The organism is Duganella qianjiadongensis (genome assembly GCF_009857915.1).
Classification (GTDB): Bacteria; Pseudomonadota; Gammaproteobacteria; order Burkholderiales; family Burkholderiaceae_D; genus Rugamonas; species Rugamonas qianjiadongensis.
Window position 1 is genome coordinate 38,223 of sequence record NZ_WWCM01000018.1, and the last position, 24,853, is coordinate 63,075.

General features: G+C 63.1%; 16 protein-coding genes. 3 read left to right on the top strand and 13 right to left on the bottom strand.

The genetic code is table 11. From position 1 onward, the window contains the following. Window positions 1–4: 4 nt before the first annotated feature. The 9 genes from GTP27_RS19750 to GTP27_RS19790 are packed head-to-tail and all read right to left on the bottom strand — an operon-like array spanning window position 5 to window position 8,388. Window positions 5–1,279 (bottom strand): EAL domain-containing response regulator, encoded by a 1,275-nt coding sequence (locus tag GTP27_RS19750; RefSeq protein ID WP_229634249.1) that lies wholly within the window; start codon window positions 1,277–1,279, stop codon window positions 5–7. An 11-nt stretch (window positions 1,280–1,290) separates the two neighbouring features. Continuing rightward, on the bottom strand, window positions 1,291–2,364 hold the full coding sequence (locus tag GTP27_RS19755; RefSeq protein WP_161040853.1) for a protein-glutamate methylesterase/protein-glutamine glutaminase: 1,074 nt from the start codon (window positions 2,362–2,364) through the stop codon (window positions 1,291–1,293). Then, window positions 2,361–2,888 (bottom strand): chemotaxis protein CheD, encoded by a 528-nt coding sequence (locus tag GTP27_RS19760; protein WP_202416957.1) that lies wholly within the window; start codon window positions 2,886–2,888, stop codon window positions 2,361–2,363. The genes GTP27_RS19755 and GTP27_RS19760 overlap by 4 nt, the downstream gene beginning before the upstream one ends. Beyond that, window positions 2,885–3,691 (bottom strand): CheR family methyltransferase, encoded by an 807-nt coding sequence (locus tag GTP27_RS19765; RefSeq protein WP_161040854.1) that lies wholly within the window; start codon window positions 3,689–3,691, stop codon window positions 2,885–2,887. The genes GTP27_RS19760 and GTP27_RS19765 overlap by 4 nt, the downstream gene beginning before the upstream one ends. Window positions 3,692–3,703: 12 nt before the next feature. After that, window positions 3,704–4,285, bottom strand: coding sequence for a chemotaxis protein CheW (locus GTP27_RS19770; protein ID WP_161040855.1), 582 nt, complete (start codon window positions 4,283–4,285; stop codon window positions 3,704–3,706). Between the two features lie 9 nt (window positions 4,286–4,294). After that, window positions 4,295–6,454, bottom strand: a complete 2,160-nt coding sequence (locus tag GTP27_RS19775; RefSeq protein WP_161040856.1) for a chemotaxis protein CheA — start codon at window positions 6,452–6,454, stop codon at window positions 4,295–4,297. Between the two features lie 45 nt (window positions 6,455–6,499). Then, on the bottom strand, window positions 6,500–6,814 hold the full coding sequence (locus tag GTP27_RS19780; protein ID WP_161040857.1) for an STAS domain-containing protein: 315 nt from the start codon (window positions 6,812–6,814) through the stop codon (window positions 6,500–6,502). A 15-nt stretch (window positions 6,815–6,829) separates the two neighbouring features. Next, window positions 6,830–7,198, bottom strand: a complete 369-nt coding sequence (locus tag GTP27_RS19785) for a response regulator (protein ID WP_161040858.1) — start codon at window positions 7,196–7,198, stop codon at window positions 6,830–6,832. A gap of 23 nt (window positions 7,199–7,221) precedes the next feature. Continuing rightward, window positions 7,222–8,388, bottom strand: coding sequence for a methyl-accepting chemotaxis protein (locus tag GTP27_RS19790; RefSeq protein WP_161040859.1), 1,167 nt, complete (start codon window positions 8,386–8,388; stop codon window positions 7,222–7,224). 442 nt (window positions 8,389–8,830) lie between these two features. On the opposite strand from GTP27_RS19790, the gene GTP27_RS19795 reads away from it, so the two are divergent. After that, window positions 8,831–9,451 (top strand): Crp/Fnr family transcriptional regulator, encoded by a 621-nt coding sequence (locus tag GTP27_RS19795; protein ID WP_229634250.1) that lies wholly within the window; start codon window positions 8,831–8,833, stop codon window positions 9,449–9,451. A gap of 88 nt (window positions 9,452–9,539) precedes the next feature. Here the strand turns inward: GTP27_RS19795 and panD are convergent, their stop codons facing one another. Beyond that, window positions 9,540–9,899 carry an aspartate 1-decarboxylase gene (gene panD / locus GTP27_RS19800; protein ID WP_161040860.1) on the bottom strand — a complete coding sequence of 120 codons (360 nt, stop codon included), beginning with the start codon at window positions 9,897–9,899 and terminating at the stop codon, window positions 9,540–9,542. A gap of 264 nt (window positions 9,900–10,163) precedes the next feature. Between panD and GTP27_RS19805 the strand changes: the two genes are divergently transcribed. Then, the gene (locus GTP27_RS19805; protein ID WP_161040861.1) at window positions 10,164–11,882 is read left to right on the top strand and encodes a GGDEF domain-containing protein; all 1,719 of its coding nucleotides are present in this window, start codon (window positions 10,164–10,166) and stop codon (window positions 11,880–11,882) included. A gap of 71 nt (window positions 11,883–11,953) precedes the next feature. Here the strand turns inward: GTP27_RS19805 and GTP27_RS19810 are convergent, their stop codons facing one another. Beyond that, window positions 11,954–13,591 (bottom strand): serine hydrolase, encoded by a 1,638-nt coding sequence (locus GTP27_RS19810; RefSeq protein WP_161040862.1) that lies wholly within the window; start codon window positions 13,589–13,591, stop codon window positions 11,954–11,956. Next, window positions 13,591–15,438, bottom strand: a complete 1,848-nt coding sequence (locus GTP27_RS19815; RefSeq protein ID WP_161040863.1) for a M1 family metallopeptidase — start codon at window positions 15,436–15,438, stop codon at window positions 13,591–13,593. The genes GTP27_RS19810 and GTP27_RS19815 overlap by 1 nt, the downstream gene beginning before the upstream one ends. A gap of 172 nt (window positions 15,439–15,610) precedes the next feature. On the opposite strand from GTP27_RS19815, the gene GTP27_RS19820 reads away from it, so the two are divergent. Continuing rightward, entirely contained in the window at window positions 15,611–16,186 is a 576-nt protein-coding gene (locus GTP27_RS19820; RefSeq protein WP_161040864.1) for a TMEM165/GDT1 family protein, read from the top strand. Here GTP27_RS19820 and GTP27_RS19825 read toward each other — a convergent pair. After that, window positions 16,175–24,835 carry a glycoside hydrolase family 94 protein gene (locus GTP27_RS19825; protein WP_161040865.1) on the bottom strand — a complete coding sequence of 2,887 codons (8,661 nt, stop codon included), beginning with the start codon at window positions 24,833–24,835 and terminating at the stop codon, window positions 16,175–16,177. The two genes, GTP27_RS19820 and GTP27_RS19825, sit on opposite strands and share 12 nt — an antisense overlap. Window positions 24,836–24,853 lie beyond the last annotated feature (18 nt).

Below are 24,853 nucleotides of genomic sequence, written 5' to 3' on the forward strand. Positions count from 1 at the left end.
ATTGTTACGTCTGTTCTGCCAGCGCTTTCAAACGACGCCGGTCATGCTTGATCCAGCCCACCAGATCCTGCGCCGGCATGGGTTTGGCCAGTAGATATCCCTGCGCCATATCGCATCCCAGCTTGCCCAACAACTGCCAGTCCTCCATTAACTCCACCCCTTCGGCCACGGTGGCCACATTCAGGCTGCGCGCCAGATCCAGCGCACTTTTCAGCACACCCAGCCGGTTGGGCCACTGCGCCGCACCGTTGACAAAGGCGCGGTCGATTTTCAGCTCGGTGAACGGGCAGCGGGCAAACTGCTGCATCGACGAATAGCCGATGCCGAAATCGTCCATCGCCAGCCCGTAACCCATCAGGCGCAAACGCCCCATATTGGTCAGCGCCTGCGATAACTGACGCATCACCGCCGTTTCCGTCACCTCCCACACCAGCGCGGAGGTGGGCACACCGGAGGCTTCCACCAGATCCGTCAAACGGTCGATAAAGCTGCGCTCGGCCAGATTCTCCGCCGACAGGTTGATCGACACCGTCAACGGCGGCAGCCCTGCGTGCCGCCATTCCGTCAGCCGTTCCAGCACCTGCTGCACGATCAGCAGGGTAAACCCGGCCATCAGCGGCGTCCCCTCCAGTGCATCGATGAAGTGGATAGGTGCCAGCAGACCACGCTGCGGATGCTGCCAGCGCGCCAGCGCTTCCAGTCCGCGCAAATGGCCGTTGGCGATGGCTATCTTGGGCTGGAAATACGGTATAAACTGTTTCATTTCGATGGCCTGCTTCAGCACATCGGCAGTGGGCCGTTCCGGCTGGACGCAGGCCGTTCTGGGCACGGCCTTGCTGCCGGCACGCGCCAGCAGCATGCCCAGCGCATCGAGCTGCACCGGCTTGAGCAGGGTGCCCAGCAGGTCGATATGACCGTCGTCGAAGTTCATGCCTTCGACAATTTCCAGCAACCGCGGATCGCGCGCGCTCACCACGATCAGATAGCGTGCCAGACAGCGTTCGCGCAGCTGGCAGGTCAGTTCTATGCCATCCATGCCCGGCATTTCCAGATCAGTCAGTACCAGAAACGTACCGAACTCGCCAAAGCGCTCCAGTACCTGCAAGGCTTCGTTGCCGTCACCAGCCTGCAGAATTTCACCAAACGCCAGCTGGCGCAGCAAGCCGGCCAGATAGCCGCGCTGTACCGTGCTGTCCTCCACCACCAGCACGCGCTGGCCCGTCCACGGCCGCGCCGGTGGCAGGTGATCCAGTTGCGCAGTGCTAGTCGGCTCGCTCATCGGCATCCCCATCAATACGATAGCTGCTGCAGAATTTCACGGTAGATCAGATTCAGCGGCATCGACTTTTCCACCGCGCCGCGCTTGACGGCCTCCTTGGGCATGCCGTACACCACGCAGCTGGCTTCATCCTGCGCCACCGTGCGTGCGCCGGCCTTGAGCATTTCCAGCAGCCCGGCCGCGCCATCATCGCCCATGCCCGTCATGATCACACCCAGCGCATTGGCGCCGGCCGCCCGCGCCGCAGAGCGGAACAGCACGTCGACCGAAGGCCGGTGGCGGTTCACCAGCGGCCCGTCCACCACCTCGACAAAATACTGCGCGCCGGTACGGCGCAGCAGCATGTGCTTGCCGCCCGGTGCGATCAGCACCTGTCCCTGCAGCACGCGGTCGTTATTGGCGGCTTCCTTGACGCGCACCTGACACACGCTATCCAGCCGCGCGGCAAACGCCGCGGTAAATTTTTCCGGCATATGCTGCACTACCACGATGCCGGGCGATACTCTGGGCAGTGCCGTCAGCACTTCCTCCAGCGCCTGCGTGCCGCCCGTCGAGGTGCCGATCGCCACTACCCGTTCGGTGGTCGCCGTCATGGGGCGGCTATCGAGCGGCGGCAGCACGGCATCGGCATTGAGCTTGGCCGTCACCGGCGGCGGTGGCGGGCGGTTGGCCAGCTTGACCACACGCGCTCCCGCGGCCGCGCGCACGGCCGAAATCAGTTCATCGGCGCTATCGTGCAGAAACTGCTTGAGATCGAGCCGTGGCTTGGTGATGATGGCCACCGCACCGGCGCTAAGCGCCTCCATCGAGGTCTGGGCGCCCTTCTCCGTCAGGGTGGAACAGATCACCACCGGCGTGGGGCGCTCCGCCATGATCTTGCGCAGGAAGGTAATGCCGTCCATCTTGGGCATTTCCACGTCCAGCACGATCACGTCCGGCCACTGCACTTTCATGCGGTCCATGGCCAGTAGCGGATTGGCCACGGCATAGCTGACGCTGATGCCGGGGGCGTCGTTGAGCAGGCCACTCAGCACCTGCCGCACGACGGCCGAATCATCCACGATCATCACATTGATTCCACTCATAACCGTCCTTTTTTCATCAGCTTGCCATCGACCAGCACCAGCTCCGGCGCCACTTGGCGGCTCAGAACCTCGCCCGTACGGATGGTAAATATGAGTTGCCGGTGGCCGGCGCCGAACAGGCTTTCCGACACCAGCGGTATGCCGTGCTGGCGCAGGCTGTCGCGCGCGAAATCGCCATTCTGGGCACCGATATCCGGCACCTTGCTATTCGCCGGAAACATGGCGCCGCCGCCGAATATCTTGCCCTGACACTGGATCAGCGGAACGCCATGCTGGGCCAGTCCGTCGCACATCAGCTCCATCGCATCGGCGCCGTAGATGCCGGGCTGGCTATGCGGGCGCCGGCGGCCATGGCCGGGTAGCTGGAAATGCGACATGGCGCCTATGCGCAGCAGCGGGTGCCACAGCGTGACCGAAACGCAGGAGCCCAGCAAAGTGCGCACACGATACTGTTCATCGCCGACGAACACATCGCCCGGCATCAGAAAAATATCGATCACTTTGTTGGCGGTCATGGTGTTCATGGCTTGCGATAGATGGACGGGGCTACCGCCTGCAGCGCATCGTTGATATCGTTGAGCGTTTCGGAATGGCCAATCAGCAGATAGCCGCCCGGCCGCAGATGGGTCATCAGGCGCGCTACCAGCTGGCGTTTGGTCTCCAGATTAAAATAGATCATCACGTTGCGCAGAAAGATCACGTCGAAGCTGCCCAGTTTCGGCAAGGGCTGGTTCAGATTCAGATGCATGAACTGCACACGCTGGCGCAAGGCTTTTTCCACCAGCATGGTGCCGGCCTCCTTGCCCTGCCCTTTCAGACAGAAGCGCCGCAGCAGATCGAGCGGAATGCCGCTGGCGCGCTCCATCGGATAATGGCCGCGCCGGGCCCGTTCCAGCACCCGCGTGCTGATATCGGTGCCCAGCACTTCCCAGGCGCCCTCGCCCAGCACATCGGCCAGTACCATGGCAATGCTGTACGGCTCCTCGCCGGTAGAGCTGGCCGCACTCCAGACGCGCATGCCGCGCCGCGCCGCGCGCGCCTGTTCGGCCAGTTCGCGCAGCAGGGCAAAGTGTTTGGGCTCGCGGAAGAAATAAGTTTCATTCGTGGTGAGCAGATCGACTGCGATCTGCAGTTCGCCGCTATGGTCGCGGTTCTCCAGCATGCGCAAATAGTCGCCATAGCTGCTGAGCTGGTGGTGCGCCAGCCGCTTGGCCAGGCGGCCACTGACCAGCGCCTGTTTGCCATCGGCCATGGAGATGCCCGCCGCATCGTAGATGAAGCGCTGGAACTGCGAGAATTCCTTGTTGGTCAGGGCTACCACTGCCATGTGCGCCGCTCCTCAGGCCAGATGCGTGGCCACGCTGCCGCGCGCCAGTTCGATGATTTCTTCGCTCGACAGCACATGTTCGATATCGAGCAGAATCACGAACTTGCCGTTGAACTTGCCGATGCCGGCGATGAAGTCGGGCCGGATGCGGGTACCGAAAGTGGGCGCCGCTTCGATATCATCCGCAGCGATCTCCACCACGGCGTTGACGGCATCGACCAGCATACCCAGCACCTGCTTTTCGTCATCCCCGCTGCCCCCCACTTCGACAATAACGATGCAACTGCGTTTGCCGATCACGCTGGGGGCACGGCCAAAGCGGGCCGACAGGTCGAGCACCGGCACCACGGCGCCGCGCAGGTTGATGACGCCGCGCACGCAGGGCGGCATCATGGGCACAGTAGCCAGACTACCGTATTCGATGATCTCCTTGATGTGCAGTATGCCGATGGCATACTGCTCGTCGCTCAGCAGGAAAGTCAGGAACTGGCTGGGCAAATCCGCACCGGCTTGCAGAGCCACAATGGCGCTGCTGCCATAGGTAACCGCCTGCGCAGCAAGTTCGGAAGCAGCGGGAATCGCAACGGTATTCATGATGTCCTTTCAGGCCGCCAGTACGGCCGTCCCCTTGCCGCTGACGGAATGCATCAGCGCCGCCACATCGAGTATCAGCGCCACTTCGCCGCTGCCCAGTATGGTCGAGCCGCTGATGCAGCGCACTTCGCTGAACAGTGGGCTGAGCGGCTTGATCACGGTCTGGAATTCGCCCAGCAGGGTGTCGACCACCAGACCGGCACGCTGATTGCCCAGTTTGAGCACCACGATGCTTTCACGCCGCGTGGCGGCGCCGTCCAGCCGGAACAGCTCGCGCAGGCGCACGAAAGGCAGCACCTGCCCGCGCAGATTGCAGTAATCCTGACCGGGCTCGGTGGCGTACTCGATGCACTCTTCTATCATGTCGAGCGGGATGACAAATACCGAACTGCCGACCTGCACGAGGAAGCCGTCGATGATGGCCAGCGTCAGCGGCAAACGCACTGTCACGGTGGTGCCCTTGCCTTCGTCGCTGCTGATATCGACGCTGCCGCGCAGGGCCTGGATATTGCGTTTGACCACATCCATCCCCACCCCGCGGCCTGACAGGTTGGTGATTTTTTCTGCCGTCGAAAAACCCGCCTCGAAAATCAGGTTGTAGATTTCGCTGTCGCTCAGCTTGCGTTCGGGATCGATCAGGCCCCGTTCTATGGCTTTGGCCAGTATCCTGTCCTTGCGCAGGCCGCCGCCATCATCGCTGACCTGGATTACGATGCTGCCCGATTCATGGAAAGCATTGAGCTTGATCATGCCCTTGGCCGGCTTGCCGTTAGCCAGCCGCTGGCCAGCCGCTTCGATGCCGTGATCCATCGCATTGCGCACCAGATGCAGCAGCGGATCGCCGATCTTTTCCACCACTGTCTTATCGAGTTCGGTATCTTCGCCATCGACGATCAGACCGATATCCTTGCCCAGCTCGCGCGCCACATCGTGCACCACGCGCTGGAAGCGGTTGAAGGTGGCGCCGATTTTCACCATGCGCAGTTCCAGCGCGGCATCGCGCACCTCTTCCACCAGCCCGGACAGGGCCGAGGTACATTCCTGCAGCTCGCTGTTCTGCAGATGCTGGCCCACCATGCTGGTGCGGGCACCGGCGATGATCAGCTCCCCCACCAGATCGATCAGCCTGTCGAGCTTGTCGGAATCGACGCGGATGGAACGGCTTTCCTGCGCTTTCTGCTCGCTCACCTGCTTCTGTTTGGCCAGTGCCGCCTCCACCACGACTGGCGGCACATTGCCGCCATCAACCAGTATGCTGCCTAGCTGCTGCGGCGCCTCCGCTACACTGCATTCCGATTGCTGCTGCAGGGCGCCGGCCAGCTCGTGGGCGGTCACGCTGCCGCAGCGCACCAGAATTTCGCCCAGCCTTGCGCCCTGCTCGGGCAAGGCGCGGATCAGATCGACGTAGTGCGACACCTTGCTGTGCGGCGGGATGATGCGGATCTCGGCATCGTCCTGCACGAACTCGAATACACCGGCGATGGCATCGCGGTCGGCGTTGCTATCGAAGGCGATTTCGAAACCCAGGTAGCACAGCTCGGCGTCCATTTCATCGGCTGGCGGCATGGCATCGGGCACGGTAGCGATGCCGACGATGCGGCCCAGTTTCGTCAGATAGCGCAGGAAGGCGATAGGGTCCATACCGTTCTGCAGTATTTCGCGGCCGAAGCGCAGCGAGATATGCCAGTAGTCGCTATGGCCCGGCTCCTGATCGATGCGCTCCACGCCCGGCTCGGCAGGGAGTACCAGCGCCGCTTCGCTGCTTTCCGGCTCGCCGCCCTCCATGTGGCGGCGCAGTTGGGCCAGCAGCATTTCGCCTTGCGGCGCCATGTCGGGATCGGCGTCGAGACGGCCTGCCGCCAGCGCATCGGTCAGCTCGGACAGGTAGTCGCAGCAGGACAGCAGCAGCACGATCATTTCGTCGTTAAGCGACACGGTGCCATCGCGCACGCCGTCGAGCAGGCTTTCTACCACGTGGGTAAAAGCGACGATATGGTCCAGACTGAACAGCCCGGCCGAACCCTTGATAGTATGGGCGGCGCGAAAGATCGCATTAATCGCTTCGCTCTGATCGCCGGCCAGATCGACGTTGAGCAACGCGTTCTCCATTTCCTCCAGCAGCTCGCGGCTCTCGGTGATAAACGTCTGTAGTGCTTCATCCAGATTCATGGCATGCCCTCAGAACAGATGGAATGTCGGATCAGTGGTATTGCATCAAGCGTGGATCAGTAGTGCGTCACCAAAAAATGCGCCCAGATCGAGCATCTGGAATATCTCCACCACGGCCGGACTATGCTGCACCAGCCGCAGTTCGCGCTGTTCGGCCTGCGCGGTCTGCTTGGCCAGCATCAGCACCTGCAGGCCGGCCGTATCGAGTTCCGTCACGCCGGACAGGTCGAGCTCCAGCACGGGGCCGGCACGCAAGGCGGCCAGCACCTGCTGCTTCACTTCGGCGGCGTGGTAGATCGTCAGTTCGCCGCACAGCGCCAGCTGGCCTGCGCCTCCCTGCTCGGCTTGAGTTTCGGACATGGCAGCCTCCGTGGCTTAAGGTAGGACCAGTTTGGCCACAGCACCGAGCAGCACTTCCGGCTTGAATGGCTTCACCACCCATGCCTTGGCGCCAGCGGCCTTGCCTTCTTCCTTCTTGCTTTCCTGCGATTCGGTGGTCAGCATGATCACCGGCGTAAAGCGGTAGTTGGGCAAAGCCTTGAACTCGCGCACAAAGGTGATGCCATCCATATTCGGCATATTCACATCGCATACCACCAGATGGATTTTCTGCCCCGTGCACTTGGACAGCGCATCGGCGCCATCGCGTCCTTCGATCACGTCGTAGCCCGCGCCTTTGAGAGCGATACCCACCACTTGCCGCAGGGAGGCGGAATCATCCACCACCATAATTGTTTTTGCCATAGTCTTTCTACTCCGGTTACGAATCAGAAGAAGGTGATTTCATCGGCGGCAGCGGCGGCCGGGTTGGCTCGGCTGGAGCCGCCATGCACGGCGTGTTCTTCGGCCATGGCATAGGTTTTCTGTAATTCGCGCAGCAGCGGCTGGGCATCCATAGGTTCGAGTATCTGCGCCGCGTGGTAGCGGTCGCTATGCTCGCGCAGCAGGGCCGGCAGACGTTCGATATTCTGCTGCACGTGGGCCAGCACCTGGCTGACGCGGTCCTGGAACTGCAGCTGCACCAGCGCTTCGCCCACTTCGCCCTGGATGCCCACACTCTCCTGCTTGAGTTGTTCGGAGGAGGCCACCAGCGCATCGGTCATACTGCGGAAATCATCGAGCACGCTGTGTATCATGACTTCGGCCGACTGCATGGAACTATTTTCCTGCGCGGCCGTGCGGTCGGCGGCTTCGCTGGCAGCGAGGATGGCACTGCTGATCAGGCCTACCCGGTTAGCGATGTTTTTGCCGGTCTCGGCCGAACGGCTGGACAGGTGACGCACCTCCTGTGCCACGACGGCAAAACCGCGTCCAGCCGGCCCGGCACGTGCCGCTTCGATCGCGGCGTTCAGCGCCAGCAGATTGGTCTGGGCTGCAATGCTGGCCACGCCTTCTGCCATGTCGCGCAATTCGCGCGTGAAGCGCTCCAGATCCTTAATCTGCGCCAGCATGGCCTGCTTCGATTCGAATGCCGACTTCATCGAGCCGACCACGGAACCCAGCTGGGTCTCGCTGCGGGAAAAAATCTCGGTCATGCCCTGCCCGTCACGGGCATTGTCATGACTGGACACATGCACGGCCGAGTCGAGCCGGTCCACAATATTGGAGAAGCGTCCGGCCAGATCAGACACAGCTTCTTCCATCTGGCTGCGCGAATTTTCGATATGCCGGCACCAGACCGGCAGCACGGCGTCGCTGAAGTCTTGACGCGATTGCAGATAGGTTTCCACACTGGCAGCAGCGCCACCGCCGCTTGCAGTGCCAGACTGTACACGCAGCACGCTCCACATGGCCAGCGCCAGCAAAGCTGCGCCCCAAAACACGGTGTACCAGCCCCAGCGCGACCAGCCTGCGGCAATGGTGCCTGCAGCGCCTGCAGCAGCCAGCGCCAGCGGAATCACAACCCTGCTATCGAAACCAGACTTGGTGCTCATTGCTCGTGTCCCCGAGGTTAGCCACAGCTGCTGCTGACTGCGTGTTGGTTTAGGATACCTGTGGGACAAATGTATCTCAGAAACTATTTCCGCGCCACAAAGTGGCTGGCAAAAGAATCGTCACTGACTGTTAAACAACAGGCGCTATTTAGTGTATAACTTACAAAATTCTGTAATTCGAGTACAAATTGACCAGCATACAGATCGCGAGTTCCTGAATTGCAACTGTTTTTGACAAGCTCCGGCTATCTAGTCCGTTCTAGCCCGGTTTTACCTATGAAAATGAAGCGTACTGGCGTCATTCAACTAGTTTAAATCTGAAGTATCTCTCTAATTTTAATTCCGAAATACAATTAAAATTGCGCTAAAGACCGTAAAAAAGGTTTACACTTTCGGCTTTCCTTCAAGGCCGCCTCGCGCGCCGGAAATCAACGATACCAACATGAGCCAGGCATTCATCGATCACCGCGCGAAATACCGAGACGTCACGTCGCAGCGTTATAAAGTTACACCCGCTATGTACGATGAGGTCACCGCTTTGCTGGCCCCGCTGGCGACACCCGTTAGTTTCCGCAAAGGCGAGTATCTGCAGCGCATAGGCACCATCGCCCAGAATCTGTACTGGCTGCACAGCGGCGTGGCCCGTACGGGCTTCATCACGGAAGCGGGCGCCGAAGTCACGCTGCACTTCGTGACCGATGGCGAGCCCGCTGCTTCGCACGATGATCTGCTGCGCGCGCGCGACGGCCTGCCGGCCCAGCACTTCGTGATTGCCGAAACCGCCGTGCATGGCTTCAAACTGGACTGGGCAGCCTACACGGCCATGCGTGAAAGCAACAGCATGCTGCGCGACTATTATCTGAAAGTCTCCGAGTGCAGCATCATGGAGCAGGCCCGCCGCATGTGCATCAACGCTGCGCCGGCGCAGGGCCGTCTGGCCGCCTTCCGGCGCGAGTATCCGGGTCTGGAGCAACGCATCTCGCAGAAGGTCGTGGCTTCCTTCCTCGGCATTACCCCGCAATACATGTCGCAGCTGCTGCGCAGCGACGGCATCGACAAATAAACGCCACAGATCAAAAACACACGGGGCAGGCGGCGATTTCTCGGGAAATCGCGGCCTGCCCCGTGGCTTTTGGGCGACAGACTGGCTATTAAGCCTTCATGCCCTTGATCTTGTTCTTGTCATCGACGAACACGACTTTCGGTTTGTAGTCCTTGGCCTGCTCTTCCGTCATCGGCGCGTAGGTGCAGATGATCAGCAGGTCGCCGAGCTGGGCGCGGCGTGCCGCAGCGCCGTTAAGCGAAATTTCGCCCGTGCCGCGCAGGCCCGGAATCGCGTAGGTGGAGAAGCGTTCACCGTTATTAACGTTGTACAGTTCGATTTTCTCGTTCACCCAGATATCGGCCGCATCCAGCAGGTCCTGATCGATACCGCAAGAACCTTCGTAGTGCAGGTCAGCCTGGGTTACCGTCACGCGGTGCAGCTTGGAGCGCAGCATAACTCGTTGCATAGACATCTTCTTCATCCTTCAATTAATAAACTGACAAGCTTTACATTGTCTACGGCTGCGCCGGACAACGTGAGGCCGACATCCTACCATTAGCCGCGCTTGGCCGCCCGCTTTCGGCCAGCTTGCGCCCTCTTTACCGGCCCAAGCGCCGCAATTTGCGCACAATTACCGCACAAATAGACCCTGTAGACACAAGGATTACCCCTGAGCGGAGGAGTTTGTGGCATATTGCTAACTAGCAAAAAGACATTCATATAAGCCACAATGCGACTCACCCGACTTTTCACCCTGATCAGCGCCATTCTGGCGCTGCTGGTGTGTGGCGTGCAGGGCCGTTCGCTGTGGAGTGAATGGCGCCAGTATCAGTCCGCCGAGCGGGGCTTGCAGGCGCTGCAGCTGGTGGAAGCGTCCATGCGGGCTGCGGAAAAACTCTCGTTCGAACGGGGCCCCAGCAATGCCGTCATGGGCGATGGCTATCCCGCGGCAGCGGCCAAACAGGAACGGCTGCGCAGCGCGCGCAACGATACCAATAACGCGCTGCGTCAGTTACAACAGCAACTGGACCAGCGCGACGCCACGGCGGCACTCGATCAGGCTCTGCGCGAAGCCCGCCGCAATGTCGATCAGCTGGCAGCCCAGCCGCCGGATGGCCGCACGCCAGCCCAGCTCAATAGCGCCGTCGAACGCATGTATGCGCTGGTGCCGCTGGCGCTCGATACCGTCACCGCAGCCACGCACGCGTCGGAACAGGCCTATCCGCGCATTACCCGCCTGCTGGTCAAGAGCCGCCTCGCCGTGGAGCTGCGTGAATACGCGGGCCGGCTGGGCTCCACCCTGACCGTACCGCTGGCGACGGCGCAGCCGCTCACCCGCGAGCAGCAGGAGCGCCTGCAGTTTCTGCGCGGCCGCCTCGAACAGTTACGCCAGCTGATCCGGATGAACAGCAGCGAAGCCGATCAGGCGCAGGCCGTGCAGGCTGCGCTGGCCCGGATGGATAGCGACTATTTCGCCCGAGGCCAGCAGATCATCAGCGCAGTGGAACAGGCCAGCAGCAGCCCGCGCGCCAGTGGCGCGCAGCGCTACGGCATGGACACCGCGCAGTTCGCCCAGCGCTATGTGCCCACCATGGCGCCGATACTGGCTGTACGCGATGCCCTGCTGCAGGAAGCCCAGTTGCAGGCGCACAGAGAATTCCAGCAGGCCCGCCACGAACTGGGCTGGGCCATGCTCAATGGCGCTGCCATACTGATGGTGCTGGTCGCGCTGCTGATCATCGTACGGGTACGCGTGGTAGCGCCCCTGCTGCGTGCCACCCGCGCCGTGGTGCGGCTGGGCAATGGCGATTTCACCGCGCCTTCGCGCATCAGCCGGCGCAAGGATGAAATCGGCGACATGCTGCGCGCGCTGGCTACCCTGCGCGAAAACAGCATGGAGCGCCAGCGGCTGGAACAGGAGCGCGCCCACCTGATCGAAGAGCTCAAGACCCGCGCCGACACCGACTACCTGACTGGCATCCTTAACCGCCGCGCCTTTGCTACGGCGGGCAATCTGCGCCTGCGCGGAGCGCGCGAAAAGGATGAATCGCTGGCCGTGATCCTGTTCGATATCGACCACTTCAAATCCGTCAACGACTGCTATGGCCACGACGCCGGCGATCAGGTGCTGATCCGCATTGCCGAAGTCGTGCGCGCCACTTTGCGCGATGGCGAAATTCTGGCCCGCTACGGTGGCGAGGAGTTCGTCGTCATGCCGAGTTACTGCGGACTGGAAGCAGCGCGCGCACTGGCCGAACGGCTGCGCGTGGCCATCGAGCAGGAGCCGCTCACGCTTAGCGACGGCTACATACTGCGCGTAACGGCGAGCTTCGGCGTCGCCGTGGCGCACGGCCCCCACGCCGCGCTCGATGATCTGTTCCACTCGGCCGATCTGGCGCTGTACCGCGCCAAGAGCCAGGGCCGCAATCGCGTCGAAACCCAGCTCTGAAACGACAGCGGCGCTACTGCCTCATGACAGTAGCGCCGCCGGGGCTGGCCCTTCTCTGGCCTTATGCCGGCTTACTTCGCCTTAGGTGCCGCAAGCGGCGTGAAATTCAGATCGCGGAAATCGAAGCTGAAATCCGTCTCGGTGGAGACAGGCGCCATTTTCATGCGTTCGATGGTGGCATCCGGATTGAGTGCAAAACTGACGTAGGCATCGGCATTGAAGTTGCGCTCCTTCCAGCGCACGATGAAGGTGTCGTGCTGGAAGTGTTCCAGCTCGCCTTCCAGATCGGGCGTGCGGCTAAAGCGCATGATCTGCTTACGGCCTTCGCGGCGGATAGTCACTTTGCCATACCACGCATCCTCATACTCGCCTTCGTAGGCGGCCAGCGGCAGCGAAGGGCTGGACCTGGCAGCCCGCGCCGAGCTTTCCTTGCTCTGGCGTTCCAGTTCTTCCTGATGCGCTGCCGCTTCCTGCTCGGCGTACAGGGTAATCCAGTCGCTGGCCGGCACGTTCAGATACTGGTCCAGTATGCGCCAGTACAGCGCCGCCATGGCCGGGCTGTTTTCTGCATTGGTCAGAATCGCAATACCCAGTTTTTCTTCCGGCACCATCAGCACGGTCGAATAGAAGCCCTGCAGCGCCCCGCCATGCATGGCGATTTTGCGGCCCTTGTAGTCGCGCAGGCTCAAGCCCAGACCATAGGCGGCAAAATTCGGCTTGGTGGCGGCCAGCGGCGGCTTGGGCGTGCGGATGCGCATAGGCGTCTGCTCGCTCCACATTTCGTTCAGCTGTTTGGCGCTAATGAGCTGGCGGCCATCTTCCAGCTTGCCTTCATTGAGCAACATATTCATCCAGCGGGCGATATCGCTGGCACTGGTGTTGATGCCGACGGCGCCAATGGCGTTCTCCACCTGCATAGGCTTGACCACGCTGATCTTCTCGTTGATCTTGCTATGCGGTGCCGAGTAATTGCTGCCCGTGCGCATGGCTTCCACACTGGTGGTGGTTTCCTGCATGCCCAGCGGCGCGAGGATACGCTCGCGCACCGCGGCGCCCCAAGGCTTGCCGCTCTTCTGCGCGATAATTTTCCCGGCCACGATGTAGAGCAGATTATCGTAGGCGTAGTTGTTACGGAAGCTGGTCGCCGGCTTCACGTAGCGCAGGCGCGCAATGATCTCGTCGGTGCTGAAACTGGTGGTCGGCCACCACAGCAGATCGCCTGCCCCCAGACCCAGCCCGCTGCGGTGGGTGAGCAGATCGCGCACCGTCATCACGCCGGTGACATACGAGTCGTACATCTGGAAATCCGGCAGATGTCTGGTGACGGGGTCATCCCACGCCAGCTTGCCATCATCGACCAGCTGCGCCAGTGCCGCTGCCGTAAAGGCTTTGGAGTTGGAAGCAATTTCGAACAGCGTGTGGCCATCCACCGGCGTGGCCTCGCCCAGCTTGCGCACGCCGTAGCCATTAGCTGCCACTACCTTGCCATCCTTGACGATGGCCACGGCCATACCCGGCACATCGAAAGTTTTCAGCACGCGCTGCACATCCGCAGCAAGGTCGAATGGCGGCACGGGTGCCGCTGTCACGGAAGTTGCAGCGCTGGTGGCTGCAGGCGTATCGGCCGCTGCCTGAGAGTGGGCCAGCGCGTTGCCGCCCAGCGCCAGCATCACCAGCACGGCGCCCAGAGTAGGAGTAAGTTTCAGCATTATGGTTTTTTGAATTGTTTATCGACCGCGCTTTGCGTGACAGGATGATAGTGCGGGCGCGCCTGCACGTACAGCGTTCTGGCCCACTCGCGCTCGGCCGGATTTTTCAGCAGCGCCGTGTAGAGTGGCACTACGAACTTCTGCCGCCCTACACTGAGCAGAAAAGCCTGCAGCGGCGCGCGCACGTTGTAGCCTGCCTTGATCGACGACAGATAGAAACGGTAGGCGATTTCGTTGTTGCTGCTGCTGGCCAGCGCGAAGCGCTGATCGAGCTCCTGCAACTGGCTGGCCGTGGCCTTGCCGTCGATATCATTCAGGAAGTGCATCCATTCGAGTGCGATCCAGCCCTGTGCTGGCAGATCAGCCGTTGCCAGCGTACCTTGCAGCCACGCGCTGCGCTGGGCATCGAGCGCGGCCAGCCGCGGCGACGCTTCATGGCGCGCGCTGGCCGGTATGCCGGAGCCGTACAGCCATTCGTCGAGTTCTGCTGCGCTCATCACTTCGGGATGGGCTGCCAGCAGATTCTGTTTCAGGTAGCTGACAAATTCTTCCGTGCGCACCGACTGGAAGGCATGCTGGTCGAACCAGCCGCGCAGGAAGGCATCGAACACGCTGCGCCCGGCGCGCTGCTCCAGCGTGCGCAGCAGCCATGCGCCTTTCGGGTACACCAGTTCGGTGTCTGTATAGGTGGACGAAGCCGTATCGGCATCACGCGTCACCAGCGCCTGTTTGGCGGGCGGAATGGATGGCAGCGAGGCCATGGCTTCTTCCTGCTCCACCTGCAGATTCATCTGCGCCACTTCTGCACCGTAAAGCTTTTCCACGACCCGCGTGGTGACGTAGTTGGTAAAGCCCTCGTTGAGCCAGAAGTGCTTCCACGTGGCGTTGGTCACCAGATTGCCCGACCACGAATGCGCCAGCTCGTGCGCGATCAGGTCTACCAGACTGCGGTCGCCCGCGATCATGGTGGGCGTAACGAAGGTCAGACGCGGATTCTCCATGCCGCCGATAGGGAAGGACGGCGGCAGCACCAGCATGTCGTAACGCTCCCAGCGATACGGGCCATACAGTTCTTCCGCAGCGCTGATCATCTTCTCTGTATCGGCCATCTCGTAGGCCGCAGCTTCGATGCGGGCCGGTTCGGCATACACGGCGGAACGCGGGCCCAGATTACGCACTTCGATTTCGCCGATGGCGATAGCCAGCAGATAGGAGGGAATCGGCTGCGCCATGCTGAACTTCCAGCCGCCGGCACCGTGCGATTGCTGGTCATTGGAGGCGCTCATTACCACGCGCAATCCTTCCGGTGCGGCGATGCGGGCGCTGTAGGTAAAGCGCACGGCCGGCGTATCCTGCAGCGGCACCCACGAACGCGCATTGATGGATTCGGACTGGCTGAACATGAACGGACGCTTGCCGGACATGGTCTGCTGCGGCGCCATCCACTGCAACGCGGTGGCCGACGGCGCCGTGCGGTAATAGATGCGCACTTTCTGTGGCTGGAACGGCACGGCGATGCGCAGGGCCCGGCCCTTTTCGGCATCGGGCTTATCGAGCATATACGAGGCAGCCTGCCAGCGGCCCGACGGCTGCAGCAACTGCACCCGGGCGATATTCAGTTCGCTGGTATCGAGCACCAGCGTGCGGGCCGATTTATCGAGCCAGTTCAGCGTCAATTCGGCGTAGCCCGCAAGCGTGTGGCTGGCAAAATCGGCTTTCAGGTCCAGATGCAGGTCGCTGGTGCGCACCTGATCGTAGCGTGCATAGCTGAGCGGATCGGCATGCGCCAGACCGAGCGCGGAACCGGCTGCCAGCAGCAGCGCGGCGAGGGTTTTCTTGAGTTGCATGGGTTTCATCCTAAGTGACCTGAGCGCGGCAGAATAGCACAGCCCTGCGCTATTTTAGGCAGGCCGGAACAGCCCTGCCGGGAGTTCATATGTATCGCACTTGTAACAGAAGCCTGCGACAGCCCATGTTAAGATGCGCCCCGTCTCACCTTACCATTCAAGCAGATATATCATGGAAGCCTTCCTCATCTCCAGCGGCATCGTCGCCCTTGCCGAAATCGGTGACAAGACCCAGTTACTGGCCTTCTGTCTGGCCGCGAAATTCCGCCGCCCGCTGCCCATCGTGGCGGCCATCCTGGTCGCCACCATCGCCAACCATGCGTTTGCAGCCGCCATCGGCAGCTGGATTACCAGCCTACTGGGACCGGACATCCTGCGCTGGGTGCTGGGCGTATCCTTTATCGCCATGGCAGTATGGACGCTGATCCCCGATAAGATCGACGAGGATGATATGCCGCTGGCGAAATACGGCGTGTTCCTCACTACGCTGATCGCCTTCTTCGTTGCCGAGATGGGCGACAAGACGCAGGTGGCAACGGTGGCACTGGCAGCGCGCTATCACAGTCTGGTAGCGGTGGTGTGCGGCACCACCTTGGGTATGATGCTGGCCAACGTGCCAGCCGTGTATCTGGGCGATAAGATCGCCCACCGCGTTTCGCTGAAGCTGGTGCATGGTATTGCCGCGCTGGTGTTCGCCATCCTCGGCGTCGCCACGCTGACCGGTGCAGGCGCGGCACTAGGCGCCTGACGCCGCCCTTGGCATATACACATCGACTGTATGTGTAGCCGGCTGGTCCTGCAATGCAATCTGCAGGCCGGCCAGCCGCTCCCCATCCTGCACCAGCAGCCAGTCGTCCGACTGGCTGCGCTGCACGCGAATCACATAGCGCGCCGCACCATAGCAGTAATCCAGCTCGAAATGGGGCCATGCGGCCGGCATGCGCGGCGACAGCTCCAGCAGATTACCGGTGCGCCGCAGCCCCAGCAGCGATTCCACCAGCAGGCGGTACATCCAGCCGGACGACCCCGTGTACCAGCTCCAGCCTCCGCGCCCCACATGGGGCGCCACGGCATACACATCCGCCGTCACCACATACGGCTCCACGCGGTAGCGCTGCATGGCCTGCGGTGTAGCCGTATGCTGCAGCGGATTGATCATGCGCGCCAGTTCCCACGCCAGCTCCGTTTCACCTAGCCGGGCAAAGGCCATGGCGGTCCAGATGGCGGCATGGGTGTACTGGCCGCCGTTTTCGCGCACGCCCGGCACATAGCCGCGGATATAGCCGGGGTTAGGCCCCGCCTTATCGAACGGCGGCTGCAGCAGCTGGATAATGCCATCCTCGCGCCGGACCAGCCGCTGGTTCACCTGCGTCATGGCCTCGCGTGCGCGGGCAGCGTCGGCGGCGCCGGACAGCACGCCCCAGCTCTGCGAAATCGAATCGATCTGGCATTCTTCATTGAGGTGGGAGCCGAGCGGCGAGCCATCGTCGAAATAGGCGCGCCGGTACCATCTACCATCCCAGCCATGCTGCTCCACGGCGGCGGCCAGCGCACGCGCGTGGGTGCGGCATTCGGCAGCGCAGATGGCATCCTGCCGCTGCTCGGCTACTTCGGCAAAGCGCTGCAGCACTTCACACTGGAAGAAAGCCAGCCAGATGCTCTCGCCGCGGCCCTGCTCGCCCACCTTGTCCATGCCGTCGTTCCAGTCGCAGGAACCGATCAGGGGCAGATCATGCTCGCCCAGCCGCCAGCCATGGCGGATGGCGCGCTGGCAGTGTTCGTACAGCGTGCCTTGCTGCGCCGAGCGCAGGGGCAGGTCGTAATAGGAATCCTCTTCCGGCTTGACGGCACGTCCCTCCAGATAGGGCTGCAATTCATCCAGCACGGCATAGTCGCCAGTGGCCTGCACATAGCGCGCTGCCGCCAGCGGGAGCCACAGATAGTCGTCCGAACAGTGGGTGCGCACGCCACGGTCGGAAGGCGGGTGCCACCAGTGCTGCACATCGCCTTCGAGGAACTGGTGCGCCGCGCACAGCAGCAGCTGCTCGCGCAGCAAAGCAGGACGGGTGTGGATGGTTGCCATCGCATCCTGCAGCTGGTCGCGGAAGCCGAACGCCCCGCCCGATTGGTAATAGCCGCTGCGCGCCCACATGCGGCAGGCGATGGTCTGGTACATCAGCCAGCCGTTGACCAGCACGTCGAGCTCCGCTTCCGGTGTGCGGATCTGCACCGCACCCAGCGTGGTCTGCCAGTAGGCCTGCACGGCCGCCAGGGCCTCGTATGCGGCTTCGGCGCTGCGGTGCTTCTGTACCAGCGTACTGGCATCGGCATTGCGCCGCCCTGCCACGCCGAGCACGAAGACCACTACACGCTCCTGCCCCGGCAGCAGTTCGACCGGCACCATCAGCGCTGCACAGGCATCAAGCCCCGCCCCCGTCTTGCCGGACAGGCGCAAGCGGCGCATCGCTGCTGGTGCGGCCAGCGTGCCGTTGCGGCCTATGAATTCGCTCCGGTCCGCCGTATGGCTACGCAGCGCTGCGTCGCAATTGAAGAAAGCTACCCGCCCCGTGAACTCGGTGTTGTAAGGGTTGCGAGCGAACAGTGCGCCACTGGGGCCGTCCACTTCCGTCAGCAGATGCATGCCGGACTTGGCGCGCATATCGCCCAGCACCCATTCCACATAGGCCGTCAGCGACAGGCGGCGGCTGGTGGCCGACAGGTTTTTGACTCTGAGCAGGGTATAGCGTATCGGCGCATCGATAGCGACGAAGGTAGTCAGCGTGCTGGCGATGCCGGCCATGTGGTGTTCGAAACTGCTGTAGCCAAAACCGTGGCGGGTGACATAGCGCTCTGCCGACGGCGCCGGCAGCGGCGTGGGCGACCAGAACTGCCCGCTCTGTTCGTCGCGGATGTAGAACGCTTCGCCGCTGCTGTCGCTGACCGGATCGTTATGCCATGGTGTGAGGCGGAATTCGTGCGCATTCTCATGCCAGCTATACGCCTGCCCGCTTTCCGAAATCACGCTGCCGAACTGCGGATTGGCCAGCACATTCGACCACGGCGCGGGGGTGCGTTCGCTGGCACTGCTGACGATCACGTATTCGCGCCCATCGGCGCTGAAGCCGCCCATGCCGTTGGCCAGCAGCAGGCCTTGCGGCAGCGGGGTTGCTTCATATGTGGGCGCCGCGCCTGCATAGCTTGCAGCGTCTTCCGGCTGCAGCAGCGGCATGCGCAGCCCTGCGGGCACGGCCCGCTTGATCTGTTCGGCCAGCGTGCCGCGCTGGTCGCTCAGTATGGCGCGCGCCACGGACTGCAGCAGGACGCGGTCCTCGTTGGCGATCTGGTCTACCAGCCGCACGAAGATGCCGCCGGGCCGGTCGATGGCCTGCGCGTCGATGCCGGAAGCGATCAGCCCCATGATCTGGTCATGCAGCAGCTGACGGTAGCCGCTCTGGTCTTCGTACCAGATCACCAGATCCACCACCAGTCCCTTGAGCCGCCAGTAGGCATGGGCCTGCACCATCTGGCGCGCCAGTTCGATATTGGCAGGGTCGCGGATCTGTAGCAGCACGATGGGCAGGTCGCCCGAAATCGCATAAGCCCACAGGCCGGACTGGCCGCGCTGGTTGCGCATCAGGATGGCGGCGTCGGCACGCAGCGAGGCATGCGGATAGATCACCGCATTGGCCAGCCGCGCATACAGCTGCGCATCGGCCTCGCTGGCGTTAAGCTGGCGCAGCACGACCTGGCTGTGGGTCCATGCCAGTTCGAACACCCGGTCGGCCAGATGGCGGTCCTGATACTTGTCGATCAGGTGCAGCGCCGCTTCGCGCTGCTCGCACATGCCGGTGACGATATCGACCACCACCGTCTGCTCAGGCTGCAGGGTAATGATCTGGCGGATCGCTACCGCAGGATCGAGCACGGATCCTTCGGCGCCGCTCAGCGTGGCGCTGCCGGACATGGCGGCAGGAGAGGCCGCGCTGCGGCCACGCCCGAGAAAGCGCGAGCGGTCAGTCTCGAACGACACCGCACTGACCACGCCGTCATGCACCATCATGGCATGCAGCAGCCACGGTGTAGGGTCCAGCGGTCCGCGCGGGCGGCGCGTGCACAGGATGGCATTTTCGCTGTGCAGGATTTCACTCTGCACAAACAGCTTGCTGAATGCCGGATGGGCCGCATCGGCTGCCGCTGGCGCCAGCGCCACTTCCGCGTAGCTGGTCACTTCCAGCGTACGCACCTGATCCGTCTGGTTGGTGATGCGGGTGCGGCGCAGTTCGATATCATCTTCCGGCGACACCACGATCTCCGTGTACAGTTCGATACCACGCTCGTTGCGGCGGAATTCCGCCCGCCCTTCCGAGAAGATCACTTCATAGCGGCGCGGTTCGACCAGCGTGGGCTGATAGGTGGTGGACCAGAACTGGCCGTCATCGAGATCGCGCACGTAGCAGAAATTACCCCAGTGGTCACGCGTGCTGTCCTCGCGCCAGCGGGTGACCGCCATATCCTTCCAGCGGCTGTAGCTGCCGCCCGCATTGGTCACCATCACGTGATAGCGCCCGTTGGATAGCAGCTGGGTTTCCGGCACCGCCGTGCTGTGCTGCTTGAGTATGCGCATCGGCATACTCTGCTCGGCCGCATTCGCGCGCAGCGCCGCCTGCTCGGTGGTGTTGGAATAGAACGCGCCCAGCTGCGGGCTGCGTTCCTGCAGCAACAGCAGAGTCGATTGCAGCAAGGGATCCGATTCGAAGCGGCGCTGCATGGGGCGCTCGTGCAGCAGGTAGGCCAGCGCCAGCAGCCCCATGCCCTGATGGTGCACCATGAAGGAACGGATCACGGCCGCGGTCTGCCCGCGCGGCAACCGCACTGCCGTGTAGTCCACCGCTTCGTAAAAGCCGTAGCGCCCGAGGTAGCCCATAGCAGCCATTTTCTGCAGATTGCTGCAGGCGGCTTCCGGCTGCACCATCAGCCCCAGCATGCAGGCATAGGGCGCCACTACCAGATCATCACCGAGCCCGCGCTTGAGGCCCAGCCCCGGCACGCCGAAAGCGCGGTACTGGTAATTCAGGCTGGCGTCGACCATGTTGTAGCCCGACTCCGATATGCCCCATGGTACGTTGCGGCGCCGGCCGTAATCGATCTGCGCAGCGATCACCGCGCGGTAGGTCTGGTCCAGCAGCGTGCCGGGATAGCTGGGCATGACCAGCAGCGGCATCAGGTATTCGAACATCGATCCGCTCCACGACAGCAGCACAGGCTGGCCCGCCACGATGCACAGCTGGCGCCCCAGTGCAAACCAGTGCTCCTGCGGCAGCTGGCCCTGCGCAATGGCGACAAAGCTGGCCAGCCGCACTTCCGAGGCCAGCAGATCGTAATAGCTGCTATCGAGCCGCCGCTCGCTGACGTTATAGCCTATCGCCAGCAGATGGGTAGTGGCGTTGTACAGGAAGCCGTATTCCATGCGGGCGCAGGCGGCGCAGCGCTGGGCCAGCAGTTCCAGCGCGCTGATGCGCTGCTGTGCGGCCAGCGCCGCTTCGGCGCATAGCTGGGCCAGCTGCAGCTGGCGTTCGCGCTCGGCCGGCGCCAGTGCGCTTTGCTGCACGCCGTGAACGCTATCGTGCAGTGCCGCCAGCTCGCGCAGGCTAGGCACGCGCAGCAGTGTGCTGTCGAGCAGCGCTTCGGCCGGCAGCGTCAGCCACGGCATCAGTAGCGCCAGCTCCGCCAGCGCCGCACGGCATTGCTGCAGCAGCGCCGTATGCCACAGCAAGGTTTCGCCATGCAGTGCAGCCTGCGGGTCCAGCCCGCCCAGCAGCTGCTGCAGGCTCAGTAGCCAGCGCCGCAGCTGGGCGCCATCCGTAACGTCGGGCGTGGCCTGCAGCACGGCGCTCAGCTCGCCAGCTGCGCTACCGTACTGCTCGCGCCACGCCTGCTGCAGCAGGCCTGCGGTGGTCACCAGCCCTTCCACCAGCCGCGGCCCCAGCACCGGCTGCGTGGCCAGACCATACAGACCGGCCTGTAAGGTCAGCAGATGACCGGCCAGATTGCCGCTATCGACCGTCGACACATACATGGGCAGCAGCGGCTGCAGATTGCGGGTGTCGTACCAGTTGTAGAAGTGGCCCTGATAGCGTTCCATCCGCTCCAGCGTATTCATTGTATTAGCGGTGCGCTCGATCAGCTGCCCCACCGTCAGGTAGCCGAAATCGCAGGCACTGAGGTTGGCCAGCAGCGCCATGCCGATATTGGTGGGCGAGGTACGGTGTGCCACTACCTGTACCGGATGCTCCTGCATATTATCGGGCGGCAGCCAGTTATCTTCCGGCCCGACATAGCGCTCGAAATACGCCCATGTGCGGCGTGCCAGCGCGCGCAGAAACAGCAGCTGCTCCGGTGTCAGCGTCACGCTCCGGCGCGCGATGGGCTGGCTGATGCGGTTGGCCAGCGCCGGTGCCAGCAGCCATAGCGGCACAAACAGCAGCGCAGGCCACAGGCTGGCCGGCTGCCACAGCAGCACCGCCAGCAGTGCCAGCAGAGCCAGCACGGGCGCTGGCCACATGCTGCGCCAGCTATCGGCACCGCCCTGCGCCACCAGCGTAGAGGCGCGCCATTCCAGCAGCAGGCTGCCGGACACCAGCAAGCGCCAGTGGCTGCGCGCGATGGCGTCCAGACTGAACCACGCCTCATACGGCAGGAACACCAGCATCAGCAAGGCATGGGCAAACTGCAGGCTGCTGCGGCGCAGGCTGGCCCGCACATGCTGGCGCCACAGCGTGTCGCGCGGACGGCGCGCCAGGTCATACAAGCCGCCCAGCAGCGGCGTGGCAAACAGCACGGCCAGCACGGCGCCGCTCCACAGCCACGGCTGCGGCAGCACCAGCCATGCCAGCAGCAATAGCCCCAGCAGCGCAGGCGCCGTCGCGCTGCGGCGCAGATTATCGAACAGCTTCCAGCGCGACAGCAGCGACAGCGGATTGCGCTCGCGCTGGCGCTCGGGCAGGGGCACGCGGCGGCGCAGCCATGCAGCCACTTGCCAGTCGCCCCGGATCCAGCGCTGGCGGCGCTGCACATCGTCGCCATAACGGGCCGGATAGGCTTCGTACAGCTGCACATCGCTGAGCAGGCCGGCGCGCAGATAGCAGCCTTCCAGCAGGTCGTGGCTGAGGATGCGGTTTTCCGGCAGGCGCTGGTCCAGCACCTGCTGGAATACCGTGACATCGTAAATACCTTTGCCGATGAACGAGCCTTCGAAGAACACATCCTGATACACGTCCGACACGGTACGCGTGTAGGGATCGATACCGGGCTCGCCGCCGCACAGCTTTTCGTACAGCGAGGCCTGCTCGCCCGGCAAGCTGACCGCCACCCGCGGCTGCAGGATGCCGTAGCCCTCCACCACCCGCTGCAGCCGCGGGTCGACTCTGGGCTGATTCAGCGGATGCAGCATGGTAGCGATCATCTGCAGCGCCGCTTCGCGTGGCAAGCGGGTGTCGCTGTCGAGGGTGATCACATAACGCACCTGCGCCAGCCGGCCGGTATCGCCCTCGACGACGCTGAAAGCAGCCGCGCCGGCGGCCCGCAGCAGCCGGTTCAGGTCCTGCAGCTTGCCGCGCTTGCGTTCATAGCCCATCCACACGCCCTGCTGCGCATTCCACACACGTGGCCGGTGCAGCAGCAGGAATGGCGCCGGCGTGCCATCGTCCGTGCGCGCAGCATATTGCCGGTTCAGCTGGGCGATGCTGTGCTGCGCCTGTTCGATCAGCGCCGCATCGCCGGGCAGGACGGCGGCGTCGGCATCGGTCAGATCCGTCAGCAGGCAGAATTGCAGATGGGGGTCGCGGTTGGCCAGAAAGTGCACTTCCAGCTGTTCGCACAACTGCGTCACATTCTCGCTGCTGTACAGCAGGGCCGGCACCACCACCAGCGTGCGCGCATCGGACGGCACGCCGTGCGGCAGAGCCATGCGCGGCAGAGGATGGGGCTGGGTGAGCAGCGTGGCCAGCCAGTTCACCAGGGCCAGCGCCAGCTGCCCGCTGGCGAGCAGTGTCAGCACGCCTGTCAGTATTAGCCACAGTGGCGCTACACCCTGCAGCGCGGCCTGCCGCAGCAGCCATGCCGTGGCCACCAGCGCCAGTGCCGCGATAGCGCCCAGATAGGTGGTCAGCGGTGCGCTGCGCGCCGTCTGCTGCAAGACTTCCAGCCAGTGCCGGCGCATGCGGCACCGGCGTTCCAGCTGCGCTGCGCCTGCGCCAGTCAGGTAGTAGCCCACGTGGCCGAGACCTTGCTCGCCGCCGTGAACTTGCGCCAGCTGTAGCGCATGCTGCGCCACCTCGCCCTCCGTGCAGGGGCAGCGACGGGCGATTTTTTCAATCGCGTGGCGGTACAGATCGCGCGTGGCAAAGGCCATCTGCGCGTACACGCCGGCAGGATCCTGGCGCAGTGTCTGCTCCACCACGCTCATGGTTTCGACAAACTCCTGCCAGTCCATGGTGCCGAGGAAGCGCAGGCTGCCGATGCTGTTGGCTATCGACACCTGATCCGCCGCCTGCTGCTGGATTTCAGCCTGGATCTGCTGCTCGATGGTCTGCCCGGCTTCCGCCAGCCGGTGGGTAATCCACGACAGCGCCAGCGTCAGGGCCGGACTCTGCCCCTGCAGACGGCGCGCCAGTTCGGCCACAAAGGCGCTGGTGATGGGCGGGTTGGAGCGGGCCATATCGGCCACCAGCAGTATCAGCCCGCTGGGATTGGTCTCGGCCACCGCCGTCATCTGGTCGGCCCAGTGGTTGGCCAGATCGCGCTGGCGCCGGTTATCGGCCACGCGCACGGCCACGCGGCGCAGATTTTCGATCAGCGCCAGCCGCAGCATGATGGGGATGGCCCACAGCTCGCCCAGCTGCAGGCTGGCCACTTCCTGATAGGCCGCCACAAAGCGGCACAGCGATTCCGGATCGACCCGGCCATCGCCATGGGCGATGATTTCCAGCGCGATGCGGTACACGCGCGGACAGGCCGGCAAGGCATCGCCGTCAAGGCGCGGCAGCTGGCGGCTGTAGTTGCGCGGCAGGTGGCGGCGGGCGATGCGGATCTGCTCTTCGATCAGGTAGAAATTATCGAGCAGCCATTCGGAGGCAGGAGTGATCTGCCGCCCCTGTTTGACGGCAGCGGTCAGCTCGCTGCAGGTGGCATCGATCAGCGTAGCGTTCTGCGCCAGCCGCACCAGCAGGCGGTCGGCGCCGCCGTGTGTGCTGAGGCGGTGGTGGCTGGCCAGCGTCTTGCCATGCTGGGCCATCTGCACGGCGCTGAACAACTCGGCCCGCAAAGGCAGATCGGCCGTCTGGTCTTCGCGGTTAACCGTGCGGGCAGCAATCAGCGGGAAAAATAGCGGCACAAACATAAACACTCCCGGCTACGC